Origin of the sequence: Pseudoxanthomonas winnipegensis (genome assembly GCF_030322905.1) — a bacterium.
GTDB classification, from domain to species: Bacteria; Pseudomonadota; Gammaproteobacteria; order Xanthomonadales; family Xanthomonadaceae; genus Pseudoxanthomonas_A; species Pseudoxanthomonas_A winnipegensis.
Window position 1 is genome coordinate 2,994,551 of sequence record NZ_CP095475.1, and the last position, 19,988, is coordinate 3,014,538.

Sequence of the window (19,988 nt, forward strand, 5' to 3'; positions counted from 1 at the left end):
TGCCTCCCCTGCACCCGGCGCAAGCCGAAACACCTCGCGACCGCTTTTCACCGATCGGCCAGGGGGACTTCAGTCCGCGCGGTCTGCCCGCGCCGCGCGCAGGCAGACGCCGAAGAAGGTGAACAGATCCACCGAATACCGCTTGATCAGGCGCCGCGGCTCGTGCAGCAGGCGGTAGGCCCACTCCATGTGCAGCTTCTGCACCCACTGCGGCGCGCGCTTGGCGTTGCCGGACAAAAAATCCAGCAGCGCCCCCACGCCGAAGGCAAGCGGCACCTGCAGCGCGGCGCTGTGCTCGAGGATCCACCGCTCCTGGATCGGATTGCCCAGCGCGACCAGCAGCACGTCCGGTGCCGCGGCGTTGATGGTGTCCACCAGGCCCTCACCCTGGGCGCGCATCTGCGCATAGCCGTCGCAGACGCCGACGATCTGCTGACCGTAGACGCCCTCCAGCGCGCGTGCGGCGGCCTCGCCGACGCCCGGCTTGCCGCCGAGCAGGAAGAAGCGCAGCGGCCGGCTGCTGGACTGGCACAGGCGCGGGATCAGGTCGGTGCCGTTGAGGTTCTCGGCGAAACGACGGCGGTGCACCAGCATCGCCGCCAGATCCATGCCGATGCCGTCATTGACGATGGTCACCCCGGCCGTATGCATCTGCGGGCGCAGCGCCTGGCACTCGACGACGAAGTTGGTGTTGGCGAAGAACACCCGCTGGCGATCGCCCAGTTCCAGCGCGCGCAGCAAGGCGGCGGTGAACACCGGCAGGCGCGTGCTGATGACCGGATAGCCGCCCAGAGGCAGGCGCTCGGCCTGTGCATCGAGGTCGTTGGGATGGCTGGGAAAAACAAGCATTCAATCACCGGGGGAAAATGGGCGATGCGTGGCGCACCTCGGATGCGGCCGCATCGAAACAGGGATCCGGGCAGGACGTCCGTGTGCGCACAGGGCCCCGGACGGCCGATCCGGCGCCAGGGTCATCCCAATGAACGCAAACCCCTCACGGCGCCGGTCACCCTGTTCAGGCCGTGACGCGGATTTCCGGATAGCGCTCGGGCTCAAGCAGACGATCGGTGGTCTGCGGCCAGTCCAGGCACTGGCGGTGGCGCACATGCGGGGCGGCCAGGGCCTGTTCGATGGCCGCGCGGATCGAGCCCGCATCGCCCGGCGTATAGCCGAAGCGCGAGGCGTAGCCGCCGACCACCGCATACGGGCAGACCCCCGGCAAGCCGAAGAAATCGTATTGCAGCAGCTTCATCGAACTGTCCGCCAGATACGCCGGCACCTGTTCGGAGGCATACGGCGCGATGCCGAAGCGCGCGTGCTTCATGTAGCGCACCACGTCGGTGTGCTTCATCTCGCCGTAGACGATGACGTTGTCGCCATAGTCCGGATCGCGCCCCTGGCCCGAGCCGATCACATGGAAGGTCACCTGCGGGAAGGCATGGCTGGCCTGGGCGATGAAGGTCGGATCGAACAGCATCGAGCCCACCGAGACCGCATGGATGCCGGTGTCCGGATAAGGATTGGGATCGCCCAGCTGGTCCAGCCCGGGATCGACGCCATGACCGACGTGATAGACGTTGTGCTGGCTGTTGATCTCCTCGGCCATCACCGGCGATACCAGCGCGATCGCATCGAGCATGCCGCACACATTGTCGAACTCGCGCGTGATGTACTGCGCCACCTCGATCGTGCTCAACCCGTCGGAGGCCCGATACACCAGGCGCGCGTTCGGATTGAGCTGCTTGCACAGGCGGATGAAGGCCACAGCCGTGCCGCTCTCCAGCACGATGACATCCGACTCGCGGATCCACTGCACCAGCTGCGCCGGCGGGCGCGCCGCATAGGCGCGGAACATCAGGTTCTCGATCGGACGCAGCCACGCGCGCCGCGTATTGAACGGATGCACCAGCGTGCGCCACAGATAGCACTCCACGCCCTTGTGGAGGACGACCTGATTGGCGGTCGCGTCCAGCGGCAGGCGCAGGTCGTGCTTGTACTTGGACAGGCGGCTGTAGCGCAGGGAGAAGAAGCGCGTGGGACCGCGCTTGGCCAGCTCGTCGGCGATGAAGTGGATATTGGCGCGTCGCGGGGTGCGGTAGTCGTGGGCGGACAGCACCAGATAGCGCGTCTGCTCCTGGCCCGACTGCGGCTTGGCGGTGGCGGAAGCGGGGATCGTGCGCGCGGTGGCGGAGGGCGAAGCGTCGAAGGCCGGCATGGCAACTCCAGTGGGGGGATGGAGAGCGGGTACGGTCGCTACAGCGTCGTGGCCTGCAGCGACGGCAAGCATGTGTCGGCCGCCACATCCAAGTCCGGGTGCTGCGTCGCAAAAATCACGGCCCGGGGCCTGGAATCGGCCGGTCACACCAGCGAGGGTGGCCTGTGGCGCGTTCACCGAACATGAGCCAGGAGGCGTCATCGACGCCGAAACTGAACCCCCGCGGCCTTAAATCACGCGCGAGATGCGAAGTGCGAACTCCATCACGCGGCCGAGCCGCGCCGTCGCAGCAGCTCGCGACTGCTCAAGATCGTGGCCACATCCCGCCGGAATGCGGGCCACAGCAGGCACACCAAGCCGAACGCCAGCACGATCGCCACGAAGCCGATCGCCAGCTCCAGCACCGGCGTCTGCGCCCAGTGCCGCGCCGCCGCCCACGAGGCCGCGCCGCACAGGCCGTAGCCGACCAGCGCCCGCAGCCCGTTGTTGAACATCGCCCTGCCCGGCGCCTGGCCGACCCGGGTGACCCAGATCACCGACATCGGCCACATCAGCGCCAGGCCCAGCGCATAGCCGACCGCCACGCCCAGCGCGCCCCAGTGCGAGCCCACCAGGATGCACACGATCAGCAGCGCGCGTGCGATCACCGAGTAGATCAGCTGCGCGCGCATCAGACCCAGCGACAGGAATACCCAGTACGTCGCATAGGCCACGACCTGAAACACGCCGCCCAGCGTCAGCACCTGGAAGATCGGCACCGCCCCGCGCCACTGCTCGCCCAGGAACAACCGGATCAGCGGCTCGCCCTGCGCGCAGGCGAAGGCGAAGATGGCCACGATCAGATGGACCATCACCGTCTGCCCACGCAGCAGGAAGGTCGAATAGCGTTCGCGCTCGTCCTGCAGCTTGGACAGCACCGGCAGGGCCACGGTGGTGGCCGGCGCGTTGATCTGGTTCAGCGGCATCATCAGCAGCTGGAAGGCGCGGTTGTACAGGCCCAGCGCCTCGGCGCCGAGGCGATAGCCGATCAGCACCTGACCGATGTTCTGGCTGGCGTAGCCCAGCGCCTGGGCGGCCATCAGGTTCCAGCCGAAGCTGAGGAAGTGGCGCATCTCCACGCCGCGCTGCGGGCGGCCGGGCAGCCAGCGCGCGGCGACCATCGCGACCAGCAGGCCGACCGCGCCGCCGACCACCTGCTGGATCACCAGCGCCCAATAGCCCAGGCCGGCCAGCGCGGCGATCACCGCCGCGATCAGTCCCAGCGACTGCCCGCCGACATCACTCAGCGCCAGGCGACCGAACATCAGCTCGCGACTCAGATGCGCGCGGTACTGGGTGTTCATGCCGCTGAGCAGGAAGGTCACCGACATGACCTGGCTGACCGCGGCCAGGCGCGGCTCGTGATAGAAGCGCGCGATCCAGCCGGCGCCCGCGAACACCGCCAGGCCCAGCACCAGGCCGATGGCGCTGTTCATCCAGAACAGGTTGTCGCGCTGCGCCTTGGACAGGCTCTTGGCCTGGATCGCGGCCGAGGACAGGCCGAAGTCGCGCAGGATCTCGCAGATGCCGACCAGCGCGGTCACCATCGCCATGACGCCGTAGTCTTCCGGGCTCAGCAGGCGCGCCAGCAGGATGATCCCGCCGAACTGCACGACCATGCGCGCGCCCTGCCCGGCCATGGTCTTGGCCGCGCCGGCCGCGGCCCGGCTGCCCAGGCCCGGATGCGACGCGCCCGAGTCCGACTTCACGGCCACCGACACGCCCTCACCGGCTGCGGTTGTCCGCGGCGCGCCGATCGCGCGCGGGGTCGGTGTCGGCAGCCTGCGTCCGGCCACGGCGCTGGCGGAGCGCGGCGAGATAGCTGCGGTAATGCAGCTGCCCGGCCTGCGACCAGTCGCGCCGCGACAGATCGGGCGTCGGCGCGCGGAGCGTGTTACGCGCCTGCGCCAGGCCCCACTGGATCACCTGCGCATCCAGCTCGCCCTCGTACATGAAGACCCAGCCAGGCCCCACTTCGGCGGCGACGGCCGCGTTGTTGGCCGTGCGCGGCACCAGCACCGGGCGACCCAGCGACAGGGCCAGCAGCAGGGTGCCGGAGTTGTGCATCTCCTTGTAGGGCAGCACGACCAGCTCGGATTCGGACACCTCCAAGGCCAGCGTCGGATCGTCGACATACTGCAGCAGGGCGCTGACCCGTGGATCGCGTGCGCAGGCCGCCTCCATCAGCGTGCGCATCTGCGGGCTTGCCGGGTTGCCCACCACGCGCAGGCTGCAGCCGGGCTCGTCGAGGCCAGCCATGGACGTCAACAGCCCTTCCACGCCCTTGTAGGGCCGGATCAGGCCGAAGTGCAACAGGCGCCCAGCCACCGGCGTGCCCTGCGGATGCGGCGCGAACCAGTCGACGTAATGGCCATGCAGCGCGGTATCGGTGCCCGGCGCGCGCGGCTCGGTGGTCTCGTTGATGCGGATCCAGCGCGAGGTCATGCGGTCCATGCGCCGCAGCAGCCAACGCTCGACCGCGCCGCCCTGCTCGTGCGGGGCCAGGTTGTGCAGCGTGCGCACGATCGGCGTGCGCAGCACGGTCCAGCGCAGCAGCAGCAGCGCGACGGCGCACTGGCGCAGGCCGCGGCCCAGGGCGGTGGCATGTCGCATCGTGTATTCGGGCCAGTGCAGATGCACCACGTCGTAGCGCGAGAGCAGCGCCGTGCGCAGCGACCAGAAGCGCACGCGCACCAGCGGCGACAGGGCCGCCAGCAGCTGCACCAGGTAGGGGTTGGTCTTGGGCGTCGGCACGTTGAACTGCTGCAGCACGGTCAGCAGCGGCTTGCCGGTGGCGGGCGCCTGCGCGTCCTGGTCGTGCGTCGCCATCACGCGCGCCCCGCCGTGCCCAGCGCGGTGTGATATTCGTCCACATAGCGTCCCACCACGTGGCGCCAGTGGTAGCGCTGGACGAAGTCCATGGCCGCCTGACGGCGCGTCGCGAAGGCCTCTTCCGGCACGGCCGTCAGCGCCTGCGCCGCCTGCGCACCGGCCTTGGGGTCCATCGGGTCGACCAGCACGCCCAGGCCGGATTCCTCCACCAGCCGCCGGAACGGCGGGATATCGCTGAGCACCGGGATCAGTCCGGCGCTCATCGCCTCCACTGGCGCGATGCCGAAGCCCTCGTGCCGCGACAGGCAGACGAAGTACTGCGCACGTTCCAGCAAGGCGGCCAGCTCGGCCTCGGAGGGCGAGGCCACCACCTGCACATGATCGGTCAGCCCGCGCGCGGCGATGTCGCGCGCCAGACCGTCGGCGGTGAGGTCGTATTCGCGGCCGGCGATGATCAGCTTCCAGTCCGGATCCAGCGCGCGCAGCGCTTCGAACAGCGCCAGCGTCTCCAGCAGCCCCTTGTTGACCGACCAGCGCCCGAAATAGATCAGCGTCCGACCCGGCGTCTGGCTGCCGCGACCGGCGAACTTCTGCACGTCCACGCCGTTCTCGATCACGCGCAGGCGCTTGGGCCCCACTACGCGGGAGAACAGGCTGCCGTCGTTCTCGCTGGTCGCCACCACGCGCTGGTAGGCATGAGCCGAGGCGCGCGTGATGCTGGAAAACCACAGCTGCTTGAGCCGCGAGGCGTAGCCGGTGTGGAAGAAGCCGCCGTGCGTGGACACGATCATCGGCTTGCGATGCACCAGCCGGGTCGCGGCGAGATAGTCGAAGAAGAAATCGATGCCGTGCACATGGACCACGTCCGCCGACCTGATCGCGCCCAGCACGCTCGGCGTGAGCGGATAGCGGCTGGACCCGGACCACGGCAGGCGCCTGACCGGGATCTCGCGATGCGCGGCCTGCGCAGGCAGGCGCACCTCGGGCTCGCTGAAGATGCGATCCAGCGTCACCACCTCCACCTGATCCTGGCTGTTGTCGCGATGATGCATGGCGACGTTCAGCACCACGTCTTCCAGCCCGCCGACAGAGGGGTGGAACTGGCGCACCACATGAACGACCTTCATCGCGCGACCTCCGGCGATGGCGCCAAGGGGGGCCCCATCGCATGCGCCTCCTGCGCAAGACCGGTCGGCGTGCGCCAGGGCACGCCCTTGAGCTGCCACAGCGCACCGCAGACGAACCACCACAGCGCCGCGGACTTGACCGAGAACAGGCTGTTGGACACCAGCAGGCCGACGGAGAACGCCAGCATGAAGAAGTTCTTGAACGCCTGACCATCCTCGGTCGGCATGTCCAGTCCGAAGGCGTAGGCGAGCAGGAAGAAGCCCACTACCATGATCGACTGCGAGGCGATGAAGTAGGCGATGCCGCTGTCGAAGTACTTGTAGGGCGCGTCAAAATCCAGCCCCATCCAGGCCTCGGCCGGCATCTGCAGCATCGCATTCACGGTGAGGTAGACGCGGCCCAGCGTGTTGTCCTGGTAGGCGCTCACGCCCGAGATCCAGACGACCGCCGCCGCCCCCAGCAGCACCAGCGGCATGATCAGGAACGAGAGCCGTTGATCCAGGCGTCTGAGGAACGGAGCACCCAGGATCAGCAGGAGACTGGTGCCCACCGCAAGCCGTCCGTCGGTGGCCACGATCAGGAACAGCAGCAGGCCCACCGACAGCGCCACCTGCCCCAAGCGCATCGAGCGCCAGAACGTCAGCAGGATCGCCACGAAGAACACGATGAAGTTGCCGGCGGTCACCGGCTCGACGAAGATCGAGGACGCGCGCGGCAGGTTGCTGCCCGGCAGGAAGTTGCGCTCGCCCGGACGCGTCGCGCTGACGAACAGGTTGCTGTCCTCGTTCCAGAAGCCGCCCTCGTCCAGGCCGCGCGTGTTGACGTAATAGCTCTTCGGGTTGACCCAGTCGCCATACAGATCCGGCGCGGCCAGTTCGAAACCGGCCACCAGGCTGATGATGACGGCCATGCGCACGAACAACTTCGGCAGCGAACCACCGTACGCCGATCCGAGCACCAGGAAGGCGAACGGAATGATCGCGTCGCGGATGAACTTCGCATCCACCCGCCACTCGATCAGATAGCGGAACAGCAGCACCGCCACGATCACGGTGATCCCGGCGATGAGCGCGACGATCTTGGAACGCTCCAGGGTCCAGATCCCGATGCCGAAGCAGCCGGCGTAGATCAGCAGCTCGGCGACATAGGTCAGCGCCGGCGAGACCGGCGTGACCTTCGCGTTGACGAAGGCGAGCAGGAAGTTGTAACCGACCGCGAACAGCAGCAGCAGCTCGATCAGCAGATCGCGTTGCCGGTGCGTGGCCCGCGCGTGCGTGGCAGCGCGCACCGGCACGGCCTCATGGGGAACTGCGGCCATGGATCAGTACGCGGTCTTCTGGCCAAGCACACGCACGGCCGTGAGCACGATGATCTTGCAGTCCAGCCACAGCGACCAGCGGCGGATGTAGTCCAGGTCGTACTGCACGCGCTTCTTCATGGTGCGCAGCTCCGGCGTCTCGCCGCGGAAGCCGTTGACCTGCGCCCAGCCGGTGATCCCCGGCTTGACGTAGTGGCGCTGCATGTAGCGGTTGATCAGCTTCTCGTAATGGCTGTTGTGCTGGGCCGCATGCGGGCGCGGCCCGACGATGGACATGCTGCCGCCGAGCACGTTGAAGATCTGCGGCAGCTCGTCGATGCTGGTGCGGCGCAGGAACCCGCCGAAGCGCGTGATGCGCGCGTCCCCCTTGGTCGCCTGCTTCACCTCGCCCTTGCCCGCGCCGGGCTGGTCGACATACATCGAGCGGAACTTGAGCATGTAGAACTCGCGGCCACCCAGGCCGTTGCGCTTCTGGCGGAAGAACACAGGGCCGGGCGAGCTGAGCTTGACGCCGATCGCCACGGCCAGCAACAGCGGCCACAGCACCAGCAGCGCGCCGATGGCCACGATCTTGTCCTGCAGCGACTTGGCCACCACGAAGTAGTTGTTGCGGTCCACGCCGCCCTGGCGCAGGTTGATCACCGGCACGTTGCCGATCTGCTCGCCCTGCTGGTTAAGCATGCCGAAGTCGAACAGGTCGGGCACCAGCTTGACCGTGATCGGATAACGGTCCAGCACCTGCAGCAGCGCCTTGATGCGGTCGCGGTCGCCCAGCGGCATGGAGATCCACACCTGCTCGATGGTGTTCTCCTGCAGGTAGCGCTCGAGCTCCTCCGGCGCGGAGATGCCTAGGCACGGCAGACGGCTGGACGCGGCGCTGGGCACCATGTCGTAGCGGCTCTGGAAATAGCCGACCAGCTGCAGACCCACCCAGCTGTTGCGCGACAGGTAGTGCTGCAGCTTGAACACCGGCGTGCGCAGGCCGATCACGACCACGCGCTGGGTATCCAGGCCGCTGCTGCGCAGCGCGCTGAGCACGTTGCGCAGGACCGTACGCGAGGCCACCAGGCCGACGAACCCCAACAGATACCAGGCGCCGAGCCAGCTGCGCGAGACGAACTGCCCCATCTGCACCACCAGCGCGTGCACCGCGAACAGCGCGAACACGCCACTCCAGGCCACGCCCAGCACCATCACCTCGCGGCCCAGGCCGCGCCCGCGCCAGCTGCGATACAGGGGGAAGGCGGTGAAGCAGATCACCGCATAGAGCAGCGTGGTGCCGATCACGCCGCGATAGCCCACCGCCGGCAACCAGGTGTCGAATCGCAACCGATAGGCGATCAGGGCCGCCGCGACCACCACCACGATGTCCGAGACCCGCAGCAAGACATCCGCCGCCGCCGAATACTTGGAAAGCAGACGCGGCGAGGTGCTTGTATCGGTACCGCTACTGAGGTCAGCAAGAAGCATGGCGCTCTCCAATCTGGTGCTTCACTGGCACGGCGCCTAGGCGCGCATGCCGGGAAACGATGTTCGACGTGGTTACCCTTCCGGTTAACGCGCGAAACGCTTGAAAGCGTCCCGGACGTCAGGCCGACGGCCACCACCTCGCACTGGAGCACTGCATGTCCCCCTGTTCACCGAAAACGTCCCGGCGAACAAACCAGTTGCTGCGGTGCAACACTCGCAGAAAGACTGCGAAGGTTCTGTGCACCAGCTCACGGGTCGGGGCTCGAATGCAGGCTCCTCGTCTATTCAGTTTTAATGCGTCGTGTGGGGCTGCGAGCGTCGCAGCGAACCGGCCAGATGCAGCAGCAGCGCGAGCACCAGGCCGAGGAAGAAACCGAACACCAGGCCCAGCGCCAGGTTCACCACCAGCCGCGGCGAGCTGGGCGTGCTCGGAATCTCCGCCTTGTCGATGACCGAGATATTGTTGGCCCCGACGTTACCTGCGACGCCGATCTCCTTGAAGCGCTGCAGCAGCGCGTCGTACAGCTGACGGTTGGTGTCCACATCGCGCTTGAGCATGTTGTAGCGGATGCTGCGCTCTTCCAGATCCAGCTGGTCGTGCTTGAGCGCACTGATGCGCTGCTCGGTGAGCTGCTCCTGCTGGGCCGCCGCATCGTATTGCGACTTCAACGAGGCCCGGATGACCGCCACCTCGCGGCGGATCTGCTGGTTGCCCGCATCGATGCGGCTCTTCAGACGCTGCATCTCCGGATAGTCGGGCTTGTAGGTGGCCAGCTTCTGGTTGTACTCGGTCTCCATCTCCGACTGCGCTTCGCGCAGGTTCTGGATCAGCGGGCTGGAGACCACCTGCGGCAGGTTCATCCCGTCGCCGGCGCGCGCCTCGTTCCAGGCGGCCTCGGCCTGCAGCTTGGCCGCCTGCGCGGTGGCCAGCATGCCGTTGAGCTCGCTCAGATTCTGCGCGGGCAGCGAGGGCTGGTTGTCGCCGATCGAGACGATCTGCTGATCGCCCGAATAGTCCACCAGCGCACGCTCGGATTCCTCCACCTTGCCGCGCAGCTGCTCCAGCCGGTCGGACAGATACTTGACCGCGAAGGTCGAGGCATCGAGCTGGCGCTGCAGGTTGTCGGCGATGAAGGTCGAGGCGTAGGCGTTGGCGACCTGGGCCGAGAGCGCCGGGTCGGGCGAGCTGAAGTGGACCTTGGCCAGACGCGAGTTGCGCACCGGCTCCACGTCCAGCCCGGCCAGCACGTTGTCGGTCAGCGCACGCTCGACCGCCTCCTGCTGCCGCTTGCGCACCGTGGCCTTGTCGCCCTCGGCGCCGTCGGCGGCCTGCGCGGCGACCTTCTCGGCCAGTTCCTTGTAGGCGGGATGCTCGGCCAGATGGGTCGTGCGGATGACCTGCTGGGCCAGCGAACGGCTGCGCAGCAGCTCGTACTGCGTGTCGTAGAAGTCGCGGTCCATCGGCGACTCGGCCGGCATCAGGTTCTCGATGTTGACCACGTTCATCGCGTCGCGATTGATCTGCAACGTGGTGGTGGCCTGGTACTTGGGCGTCATCAGCAGCGTGACCACCAGCACCAGGGCGGCCACGGCCAGCGTCACGCCCGCGATCAGCCAGCGGCGGGTGGTGATGGCGTGCCAGTACTCCAGCAGGGTGACGTCGGCGTGTCTTGCGTTGAGATGACCGGAGTGGTGGTCGACCGTACTCATCGATAAGCCCTGAAAACCATGACGAAGGGGGTCAGCTCAAGCACGGTGCGCAGGAGCAGGCGTGCGTCGGAGCGATAGACCACGACGATGTCGCCTCCGTAGATTTCCGGATCGGGGTTGGCGCCCTTCTCGATCTCGGTCAGATCGAAGCGCGCGATCATCTTCTGCCCGCCGATCTCGCGGAACACCACCACGTTCTTGCGGCTGGCCAGATCGCTCACGCCCTGCGCCTCGGCCAGGGCCTGCTGCAGGGTCAGCTGCGTGGCGCCGTTGAGCGGATAGTTGCCCGGCTTGGACACCGCGCCGGACACGGTGATGCGCTGGCTGGTGAACTCCTGGATCAGCACCGAGACCTGCGGGTCCTGCAGGAAGCGGGCGCCGTAGCGCTGGGTGATCTCGCCTTCCAGCTCGCTGCGCGTCAGCCCGGCCGCCTTGAGGTTGCCGATGAGCGGCAGCGAGATCATGCCCTCGTTGTCCACGCGCACCTGGCGCTCGAGATCCTCGATCTGGAAGACCTTGATCTCGATCAGATCGCCGGCACCGATGCGGTACTCCGGCGTTTCCTTCAGCTCGCCCAGCGGATCGGGAGCCGGCAGCGAGGTCGCGACCTCCTTGGGCACGGAATTGCAGCTGGTCAGAAACAGCACGCACGCCAGCGCGAGCCATGCCAACAAACTTCGAACAGAGGGCGATGAGGCCATAAAACGGTCGTCTACCTTTGGGTTGGGGGGAGGCCCGCGGGTGCCCAACCGGACGGGTGTTCCGGTGTGGCGAGAGTTTCGTGACGTGGTCCGACGATGTGACCTGTCGAACTCAAGGTCACCAGCCGAATGTGAATACGGCCTGCGATCGACTATCGCATAGCGATGCGTCGGCCTCCAGACTGACATCCCAACGAACGATGCCCCCAGTCACGAACCGCGTGCCGGCCTCCCCGGCGCATTTCCTGTCGTTTCCCGGCAAAACCCTTTGCTGCTGCTGCTTTGCACAAATTGGATAACGCGGGTCGTGTGCGACACCGGACAGACTTTTGTGACAGAGCGCCCGTCTGCGGCTTCAGGTCGCAGTTACTCGATGCTCAGCTAGCTCAAGGCGGTTTAACGCCATGCGCTGGAGGCGAGTAAATCGAACCGGCGTGGCCGGATCGCCGAAACGCAAAACGCCCGGAAGACCGGGCGTTTGTCTGGAACTCCACTGCGATTGGTCGGGACGGCCGGATTTGAACCGACGACCCTCTGCCCCCCAGGCAGATGCGCTACCAGGCTGCGCTACGCCCCGACGTCGCAAAGAACTTCACCCACCGTCGCGGTGGGCCGCGCATCATACCGGATTCATCCGCGGGCGGGCACCCCACCGCGTTCCTTCGATGGCGTAAGCCGCGGCCGCGCCTTCAGCGGCGCAGCAGCTGCAGGACTTCTTCCAGCTCCAGGCGCACCTGGCGCACGATCTGGTTGCTCAGGGCCGATTCCTGCTTGGCGCCCTCGCCTTCCAGGCGCAGGCGCGCGCCGCCGATCGTATAGCCCTGTTCGTAGAGCAGGCCGCGGATCTGGCGGACCATCAGCACGTCGTGGCGCTGGTAGTAGCGCCGGTTGCCGCGGCGCTTGACCGGCTCCAGGCTGGGGAACTCGGTCTCCCAGTAGCGCAGCACGTGCGGCTTGACGTCGCACAGCTCGGACACCTCACCGATGGTGAAGTAGCGCTTGGCCGGGATCGGCGGCAATTCCTTGTTGCTGCCGGGATCAAGCATTCGGGTTGCCTCCTGCGTACGCCTCGACGCGTTCCTTGAGTTTCTGGCCCGGGCGGAAGGTGACCACGGTGCGGGCGGAGATCGGGATCTCCTCGCCGGTCTTGGGGTTGCGGCCTGGGCGCTGGTTCTTGCGCCGCAGGTCGAAATTGCCGAAGCCGGACAGCTTGACCTGGCGCCCCTGTTCCAGGGCGTCACGCAGCACGTCGAAGTACGCGTCGACGAACTCCTTGGCCTCGCGCTTGTTCAGACCGACTTCGTCGAACAGGCGTTCGGCCATCTCCGCTTTGGTCAATGCCATTGGTATTTCCCCGAGAGCCTCATCCGCGCATGCCGGCGCCGTGTTCCTGCGCCAGGGCGGCCACCGTTGCGGCGACCACCTCGTCCACATCGCGATCGTTCAATGTGCGCGTGTTGTCCTGCAAAATCAAGCCCATAGCGAGGCTCTTTTGACCGGTTTCGACCCCGGCGCCGACGTAGCGGTCGAACAGCAGCACCTGCCTGAGCAGCGGGCCGGCCGCCTTCCACACCGTCCGCTCAATGGCGGCGAAGGGCACCGCCTCGGCCACGGTGAAGGCCAGGTCGCGGCGCACCGACGGGAAGCGCGAGAGCTCGCCCGCACGCGGGATCTGGCGCTGGACCAGCGGCGCCAGGTCCAGTTCGAACGCCAGCACCGGCAGATCCAGGTCCAGCGCCTTGAGCAGGCGCGGATGCAGCTGCCCGATCCAGCCGATGACCCGCCCCTCGCGCAGCACCCGCGCCGAGCGACCCGGATGGCCGAAGCCCTCGCTCGCCGGCTCGAACGTCAGCGCCGCGCCCGACGCCGCCGCCAGGCTCTCCAGGTCGCCCTTGAGGTCGTGGAACTCCACCGCGCGCGCCGGCACGCCCCACTGCTCGGCATGCGCGTCGCCGCAGACCGCGGCGGCGATGCGCAGCGTCTCGCGCGGCGCCTCGCCCTGCCCGGCCGCGGCGAACACGTTGCCCAGCTCGAACAGGCGGATCCGGCTGGTCTGGCGCGCCGCATTGCGCTGCAGGGCGGCGACCAGACCGGGCAACAGGGAGGTGCGCATCACGCCCAGCTCGCTGCTGAGCGGATTGGCCAGCGGCACCGCGCCTTCGGTCAGCTCCCAGCGCGCCAGCAGCTGGGCGTCGACGAAGGCGAAGTTGACCGTCTCCAGCAGGTCGCGCGCGGCCAGCTGGCGGCGCACGGTGGCCTGGTCCAGCCGGGTCTCGCTGTCGGCGGCGATGCGGGTGGCGCCGCCGGGCAGCGTGGCCGGGATGCGGTCGTAGCCGTGGATGCGGGCCAGTTCCTCGATCAGGTCTTCTTCGATGGCGATGTCGAAGCGCCGGCTGGGCGCGACCACCGACCAGCCCGCATCGGTGGCGTCGACCCGCATGCCCAGCGCGCGCAGGATGCGCTCGATTTCGGCGTCCGGGATCTCCAGACCGAGCACGCGCGCCACGCGGGCGCGGCGCAGCGCGATCGGCGCCGGCGCGGGCAGATGCTGATCCAGCGCCGCCTGCACGACCGGGCCGGGCTGGCCACCGGCTAGCTCGACGATCAGGCGCGTGGCGACCTCGATGGCCTGCGGCGCCAGCGCCGGATCGACGCCGCGCTCGTAGCGATGCGAGGCATCGGTATGCAGGCCCAGGCGCCGGCCGCGGCCGATGATGGCGGCCGGCGCGAAGTAGGCCGACTCCAGGAACACGTTGCGCGTGGCGCCGGAGACCTTGGCGTCCTGCCCGCCCATGATGCCGGCCAGCGCGACCGGACGATCGGCATCGGTGATCACCAGGAAGCCGTCGTCCAGCGCGGCGGTGCGACCATCGAGCAGCTGCAGCGACTCGCCGCTGCGGCCGTGGCGCACGCCGACCGGACCGGTCAGCAGATCGCGGTCGAAGGCATGCATCGGCTGGCCCAGCTCCAGCATCACGTACTGGGTGATGTCCACCAGCAGCGATACCGGGCGCACGCCGCTGCGGCGCAGGCGCTCGGCCATCCAGATCGGCGTGGCGCGGGTCGGATCGACGCCCTCGATGACGCGGCCGCAGTAGCGCGGCGCATCGGCGCCGGCGTCCAGCGTCACCTGCAGCGCATGCTCGTGCACGGCGGGCACCGGCGCGGCGTCGAAGGGCACCACGTCGCTGCCGCTGGCGGCGGCCACGTCGAAGGCGATGCCGCGCACGCTGAAGCAGTCGGCACGGTTGGGCGTCAGCTTGATCTCGATGCTGGCATCGGGCAGGCCCAGGTAGTCGGCGATCGGCGTCCCCAGCGGCGCATCGTCCGGCAGTTCGAGCAGGCCGGAGGCGTCGGCATCCACGCCCAGCTCCTTGGCCGAGCAGAGCATGCCGTTGGAGTCCACGCCGCGCAGCTTGGCGGCCTTGATCGAGATCTCACCGAGCCTGGCGCCGACCATCGCCAGCGGCGCGACCAGCCCGGGGCGCGCATTGGGCGCGCCGCACACGATCTGCAGGCGCTCGCCGGTGCCGGCATCGACCTGACAGACCTGCAGGCGGTCGGCTTCCGGATGACGGGCGCAATCGACGATGCGCGCCACCACCACCTTGTCCAGGCCTTCGCCCAGTGCGGTGACGTCCTCGACCTCCAGGCCGATGGCGGTCAGCGTCGCCGACAGTTCCTCGCGCGTGGCACCGGTGGGGACGTGGCTGCGCAGCCAGTTTTCGCTGAATTTCATTTTGAAATTCCGGGATTAGGGATTGGGGATTCGGGATGGGTGAGAAGCGGACTCATGCGAGGTCGGGGCTGGGCCCGAAATCCGCTTTTACGAATCCCGAATCCCGAATCCCCACTCCCATCACTCAAGCAAACTGCCGCAAAAACCGCACGTCGTTCTCGAAGAACGCGCGCAGATCGCTCACGCCGTAGCGCAGCATCGCGAAGCGCTCCACGCCCATGCCGAAGGCGAAGCCGGTGTAGCGCTCCGGGTCGATGCCCACGCTGCGCAGCACGTTCGGGTGGACCATGCCGCAGCCCAGCACCTCCAGCCAGCGCGTGCTGCCGTCGGGCTGCTGCCAGGCGATGTCCACTTCCGCGCCGGGTTCGACGAAGGGGAAGTAGCTGGGACGGAAGCGCATTTCGAAATCGCGCTCGAAGAAGGCCCGCACGAACTCGCTCAAAGTGCCCTTGAGGTCGGCGAAGGTCGAATGCTCGTCCACCAGCAGGCCCTCGCACTGGTGGAACATGGGCGAATGGGTCTGGTCGCTGTCGCTGCGATACACCTTGCCCAGCGCGATCATGCGCAGCGGCGGGGCGTGCTCGCCCATGTAGCGCACCTGCACGCCGGAGGTGTGGGTGCGCAGCAGGCGGCCATCGCCGAAGTAGAAGGTGTCGTGCATGGCGCGCGCCGGATGATGCGGCGGGAAGTTCAGCGCCTCGAAGTTGTGCCAGTCGTCCTCGATCTCCGGGCCGTCGGCCAGCTCGTAGCCCAGCCGGCCGAAGATCTCAGCGATGCGCTCGATGGTGCGGCTGATCGGATGCAGGCCACCGCGCGTGCCGTCGCGGCCCGGCAGGGTCACATCGATCGCCTCGCCGGCCAGGCGCGCGTCGAGCGCTGCGTCCTCCAGCACGGTCTTGCGTTCGGACAGCGCCTGGGCGATGGCATCGCGCGCGCGGTTGATGGCTTCGCCGGCGGCCTTGCGCTGGTCGGCCGGCAGCGTGCCGAGCGCCTTGAGCTGGGCGGTGACCTGGCCGTTCTTGCCCAGCAGCGCCACGCGCAGGGATTCGACCGCATCGGGCGCGGTGGCGGCGGCGATGTCGGCCAGCGCCTGCGCGGTGAGGGTTTCGATTTGGCTCATCGGTCCTTGGAGGTCCTGGTAAGAGTCCGGCGGCGACCCGGCTCACGCCTTCGGGTCGCCCAAAACAAAATGGGGAAGGACTCGCGCCCTTCCCCATGCATGCAATGCTGTTTCCGCCGAAGCGCCGCGCGGAGGCGGTGCGCTTCGATGGATCGACACTTATGCCGCGAGCGCGCCCTTGGCCTTTTCAGCCAGCGCCGCAAAACCGGCGGCGTCGTGGACGGCGATGTCGGCCAGGACCTTGCGGTCCAGGGTGATGCCAGCCTTCAGCAGGCCGTTCATGAAACGGCTGTAGCTCAGACCGTTGATGCGGGCCGCCGCGTTGATGCGGGTGATCCACAGCGAACGGAAGTTGCGCTTCTTCTGCTTGCGGCCGATGTAGGCGTACTGCTGGGCCTTGATGACGGCCTGCTTGGCGACGCGGAACACCTTGCGGCGCGCGTTGTAGTAGCCCTTGGCCTGGCTGATGATCTTCTTGTGACGGCGACGTGCGGTCACACCACGCTTGACTCGTGCCATGGTCTAGTTCCTCAGAGATAGGGCAGCATGCGGTTCAGACGGCCGGAATCTTCGGCGCGAATGATGTTCGTCGCACGAAGACCACGCTTCCGCTTGGTCGCCTTCTTGGTGAGGATGTGGCTACGGTTGGCGTGGCCAGCCTTAAACTTGCCGGAGGCGGTCTTGCGGAAACGCTTCGCCGCCGCCCGGTGGGTCTTGATCTTGGGCATTGCTAGATCCTTGTGGGTTTCGATAACTGGTCTGGGCGGTGGCCTGCGCCACGCTTTCCGTCCTGCCCCAACCGGCTGGTAAGTCGCTGATCCGGAACGAATCGGCGACAGGTTCCTATGGCCTTTCGGCCGCCCGGCGATAAACCGGGCCGCGCATCATACATGGCCGGCGATTTCCTTGCAAATCAGCAGGTTCGCAAAGGGCCGGCAACGATGAACCGGGCGCGGGCCCGGTCAGGCGGCTTGCGCCGCACGGCGCCCGCGAAGGGGCGCCAGGGCAGGCTTACTGCTTCTTCTTCGGCGCGATCATCATGACCATCTGCCGGCCTTCCAGGCGCGGACGGGACTCGATGATGATGTCCTCGCCCAGGTCGCGCTCGATGCGCGAGGCCATCTCGCGACCTAGCTCCTGGTGGCTCATTTCGCGGCCACGGAAGCGGATGTTGACCTTGACCTTGTCGCCCTCTTCCAGGAAACGGCGCATGTTGCGCAGCTTGATCTGGTAGTCGCCCTCGTCGGTGACGGGGCGGAACTTGAGTTCCTTGATCTCGACCTGCTTGGTCTTCTTCTTGGCCTCGTTGGCCTTCTTCTGGGCTTCGAACTTGAACTTGCCGAAGTCCATGATCTTGCACACCGGCGGATCGGCCTGCGGCTGGATCTCGACCAGGTCCAGACCCTCGTCCTCGGCCATGGACAGCGCCTCGTCGCGCGAGAGCACGCCGATCATTTCGCCGTCGCTGCCGATCACGCGCACGCGCGGGACGCGGATCTCCTGGTTCTTGCGGTTTTGCTTGTTATCGGGGGTACTGATGTTGCAGTCTCCGTGATGGAATGGGGCCGGCACCCCTGACGGCGCCGGTACCTGAAAGATCAGGTCGCTTGCTCGGCCGCAAGGCGCTCGGCGAAGGCCTGGATGGACATTGTGCCCAAATCCTCGCCTGCGCGCGTGCGCACGGCCACGGCGCCATTGTCCCTCTCGCGGTCTCCGACCACCAGCAGATACGGCACCCGCTGCAGCGTGTGTTCGCGGATCTTATAGCCGATCTTTTCGTTCCGCAAATCCGAAACCACGCGGAAACCTTGATTTGAAAGGGTTTTCGCCACCTGCTCGACGTACGGCGCCTGGGCGTCGGTGATGTTGGCGACCACCGCCTGGACCGGGGCCAGCCAGGCCGGGAAAGCGCCGGCGTGGTGCTCGATCAGGATGCCGATGAAGCGCTCCATCGAGCCGACGATGGCCCGGTGCAGCATGACCGGGTGCCGTTTCTGGCTGTTTTCGTCCACGTACTCGGCGCCCAGGCGGCCGGGCATCATGAAATCGACCTGCATCGTGCCCAGCTGCCAGGTGCGGCCGATGGCGTCGCGCAGGTGGTACTCGATCTTGGGGCCGTAGAAGGCGCCCTCGCCCGGCAGCTCCTGCCATTCCACCCCGCAGCTGCGCAGGGCCGAACGCAGCGCGTCCTCGGCCTTGTCCCAGGTGGCGTCGTCGCCCAGGCGCGATTCGGGGCGCAGGGCGATCTTGATCTGGATGTCCTCGAAACCGAAGTCGGCGTACACCTTCAGCGCCTGCTGGTGGAAGGCGGTGACCTCGGCCTCGATCTGGGCCTCGGTGCAGAAGATGTGGCCGTCGTCCTGGGTGAAGCCGCGCACGCGCAGGATGCCGTGCAGCGCGCCGGAGGGCTCGTTGCGGTGGCAGGCGCCGAACTCGCCGTAGCGGATCGGCAGGTCGCGATAGCTGTGCAGGCCCTGGTTGAACACCTGGACGTGGCCCGGGCAGTTCATCGGCTTGACCGCGTAGGTGCGCTTCTCCGACTCGGTGAAGAACATGTTCTCCTTGTAGTTGTCCCAGTGGCCCGACTTCTGCCACAGCGACACGTCCAGGATCTGCGGGCAGCGCACCTCGCCGTAGCCGCTCTCGCGGTAGACCCGGCGCATGTACTGCTCGACCACCTGCCACAGGGCCCAGCCCTTGGGATGCCAGAACACCAGGCCCGGGCCCTCTTCCTGCAGGTGGAACAGGTCCTGCTGCTTGCCGATGCGGCGGTGGTCGCGCTTCTCGGCTTCCTCGATGCGCTGGATGTAGGCGTCCAGCTGCTTCTTGTCGGCCCAGGCCGTGCCGTAGATGCGCTGCAGCTGTTCGTTCTTGGCATCGCCGCGCCAGTAGGCGCCGGAGATCCGGGTCAGCTTGAAGGCCTTGAGGAAGCGCGTGTTGGGCACGTGCGGGCCGCGGCACATGTCCACGTATTCCTGGTGGTAGTACATGCCCATGGCCTGGATGTCCTGCGGCATGTCCTCGATCAGGCGCAGCTTGTAGTCCTCGCCGCGGGCCTTGAAGATTTCGATCACCTCGGCGCGCGGGGTCATGCGCTTGATCACGTCGTAGTCCTGCGCGATCAGCTCGGCCATGCGCGCCTCAATGGCGGCCATGTCCTCGGGCGTGAAGGGGCGCTCGGAATAGATGTCGTAGTAGAAGCCCTCGGCGATCACCGGGCCGATGACCATCTTCACGTCCGGGTAGAGCTGCTTGACCGCATGCCCGACCAGGTGCGCGGCGGAGTGGCGGATGATCTCCACGCCCTCCTCGTCCTTGGGCGTGATGATGCGCAGGGTCGCGTCGTGGTCGATGACGTCGCTGGCATCGACCAGCACGCCGTCCACGGCGCCGGCGACGGTGGCCTTGGCCAGGCCCGCGCCGATCGACTGGGCGACCTGCATGACGGAAACGGGGGCATCGAACTGACGGCGGCTGCCATCGGGGAGCGTGATCGTGATCATGGGCTTTTCAGGGGCTTGGGGCCGCGCCCACGACCGGGCGTCGGGGGGCGAGGACATCTGGGGACGGGTCTGCGCAAACACAAAGGGCGCCACACGGGCGCCCTTGCAGGTGACCATGTGCGTGGATCAGCGGTGGGCGGTGGTAGTGCTCATGTCGCACGCTCGGCCGGCGCGGGGCGCGGGCCACCTGACTCATCGTCGAAACGGACCTGC

General features: G+C 67.4%; 17 protein-coding genes and 1 tRNA gene. All 18 read right to left on the reverse strand.

What is annotated here, in order from left to right; translation table 11 throughout:
- Window positions 1-69 precede the first annotated feature (69 nt).
- The 18 genes from MWN52_RS13215 to thrS all read right to left on the reverse strand — a co-directional run bounded on the left by MWN52_RS13215 (window position 70) and on the right by thrS (window position 19,775).
- On the reverse strand, window positions 70-849 hold the full coding sequence (locus MWN52_RS13215) for a WecB/TagA/CpsF family glycosyltransferase (RefSeq protein ID WP_286574981.1): 780 nt from the start codon (window positions 847-849) through the stop codon (window positions 70-72).
- Between the two features lie 166 nt (window positions 850-1,015).
- Window positions 1,016-2,215, reverse strand: a complete 1,200-nt coding sequence (locus MWN52_RS13220; RefSeq protein ID WP_286574982.1) for a GumK N-terminal domain-containing glycosyltransferase — start codon at window positions 2,213-2,215, stop codon at window positions 1,016-1,018.
- A gap of 263 nt (window positions 2,216-2,478) precedes the next feature.
- On the reverse strand, window positions 2,479-3,975 hold the full coding sequence (locus MWN52_RS13225; protein ID WP_425608035.1) for a lipopolysaccharide biosynthesis protein: 1,497 nt from the start codon (window positions 3,973-3,975) through the stop codon (window positions 2,479-2,481).
- Window positions 3,976-3,979: 4 nt separating this feature from the next.
- A complete protein-coding gene (locus MWN52_RS13230; RefSeq protein WP_345783492.1) occupies window positions 3,980-5,083 on the reverse strand; it encodes a glycosyltransferase family protein in 1,104 nt (367 codons plus the stop codon).
- Window positions 5,083-6,213, reverse strand: coding sequence for a glycosyltransferase family 4 protein (locus tag MWN52_RS13235; RefSeq protein ID WP_286574983.1), 1,131 nt, complete (start codon window positions 6,211-6,213; stop codon window positions 5,083-5,085). The genes MWN52_RS13230 and MWN52_RS13235 overlap by 1 nt, the downstream gene beginning before the upstream one ends.
- A complete protein-coding gene (locus tag MWN52_RS13240; protein ID WP_286574984.1) occupies window positions 6,210-7,532 on the reverse strand; it encodes a polysaccharide biosynthesis protein GumE in 1,323 nt (440 codons plus the stop codon). The genes MWN52_RS13235 and MWN52_RS13240 overlap by 4 nt, the downstream gene beginning before the upstream one ends.
- A gap of 3 nt (window positions 7,533-7,535) precedes the next feature.
- Window positions 7,536-9,002, reverse strand: coding sequence for an undecaprenyl-phosphate glucose phosphotransferase (locus tag MWN52_RS13245; protein ID WP_130517556.1), 1,467 nt, complete (start codon window positions 9,000-9,002; stop codon window positions 7,536-7,538).
- Window positions 9,003-9,293: 291 nt separating this feature from the next.
- Window positions 9,294-10,712, reverse strand: a complete 1,419-nt coding sequence (locus tag MWN52_RS13250; protein WP_130531832.1) for a GumC family protein — start codon at window positions 10,710-10,712, stop codon at window positions 9,294-9,296.
- Window positions 10,709-11,413, reverse strand: coding sequence for a polysaccharide biosynthesis/export family protein (locus tag MWN52_RS13255; RefSeq protein ID WP_130517554.1), 705 nt, complete (start codon window positions 11,411-11,413; stop codon window positions 10,709-10,711). Before MWN52_RS13255 ends, MWN52_RS13250 begins: the two co-directional genes overlap by 4 nt.
- A gap of 500 nt (window positions 11,414-11,913) precedes the next feature.
- Window positions 11,914-11,990, reverse strand: a tRNA-Pro gene (locus MWN52_RS13260).
- A gap of 112 nt (window positions 11,991-12,102) precedes the next feature.
- On the reverse strand, window positions 12,103-12,459 hold the full coding sequence (locus MWN52_RS13265; protein WP_093136322.1) for a MerR family transcriptional regulator: 357 nt from the start codon (window positions 12,457-12,459) through the stop codon (window positions 12,103-12,105).
- Window positions 12,452-12,757 carry an integration host factor subunit alpha gene (locus MWN52_RS13270; RefSeq protein ID WP_093136318.1) on the reverse strand — a complete coding sequence of 102 codons (306 nt, stop codon included), beginning with the start codon at window positions 12,755-12,757 and terminating at the stop codon, window positions 12,452-12,454. The genes MWN52_RS13265 and MWN52_RS13270 overlap by 8 nt, the downstream gene beginning before the upstream one ends.
- Window positions 12,758-12,776: 19 nt before the next feature.
- Window positions 12,777-15,152, reverse strand: coding sequence for a phenylalanine--tRNA ligase subunit beta (pheT, locus tag MWN52_RS13275; protein WP_286574985.1), 2,376 nt, complete (start codon window positions 15,150-15,152; stop codon window positions 12,777-12,779).
- 124 nt (window positions 15,153-15,276) lie between these two features.
- On the reverse strand, window positions 15,277-16,272 hold the full coding sequence (gene pheS, locus MWN52_RS13280; RefSeq protein WP_286574986.1) for a phenylalanine--tRNA ligase subunit alpha: 996 nt from the start codon (window positions 16,270-16,272) through the stop codon (window positions 15,277-15,279).
- A 159-nt stretch (window positions 16,273-16,431) separates the two neighbouring features.
- The gene (rplT, locus tag MWN52_RS13285; protein ID WP_130517550.1) at window positions 16,432-16,791 is read right to left on the reverse strand and encodes a 50S ribosomal protein L20; all 360 of its coding nucleotides are present in this window, start codon (window positions 16,789-16,791) and stop codon (window positions 16,432-16,434) included.
- A gap of 11 nt (window positions 16,792-16,802) precedes the next feature.
- Window positions 16,803-17,000 (reverse strand): 50S ribosomal protein L35, encoded by a 198-nt coding sequence (gene rpmI / locus MWN52_RS13290; protein WP_014160066.1) that lies wholly within the window; start codon window positions 16,998-17,000, stop codon window positions 16,803-16,805.
- A gap of 283 nt (window positions 17,001-17,283) precedes the next feature.
- Entirely contained in the window at window positions 17,284-17,811 is a 528-nt protein-coding gene (gene infC / locus MWN52_RS13295) for a translation initiation factor IF-3 (RefSeq protein WP_224096549.1), read from the reverse strand.
- A 59-nt stretch (window positions 17,812-17,870) separates the two neighbouring features.
- On the reverse strand, window positions 17,871-19,775 hold the full coding sequence (thrS, locus tag MWN52_RS13300; RefSeq protein ID WP_286574987.1) for a threonine--tRNA ligase: 1,905 nt from the start codon (window positions 19,773-19,775) through the stop codon (window positions 17,871-17,873).
- Between the last annotated feature and the right edge of the window lie 213 nt (window positions 19,776-19,988).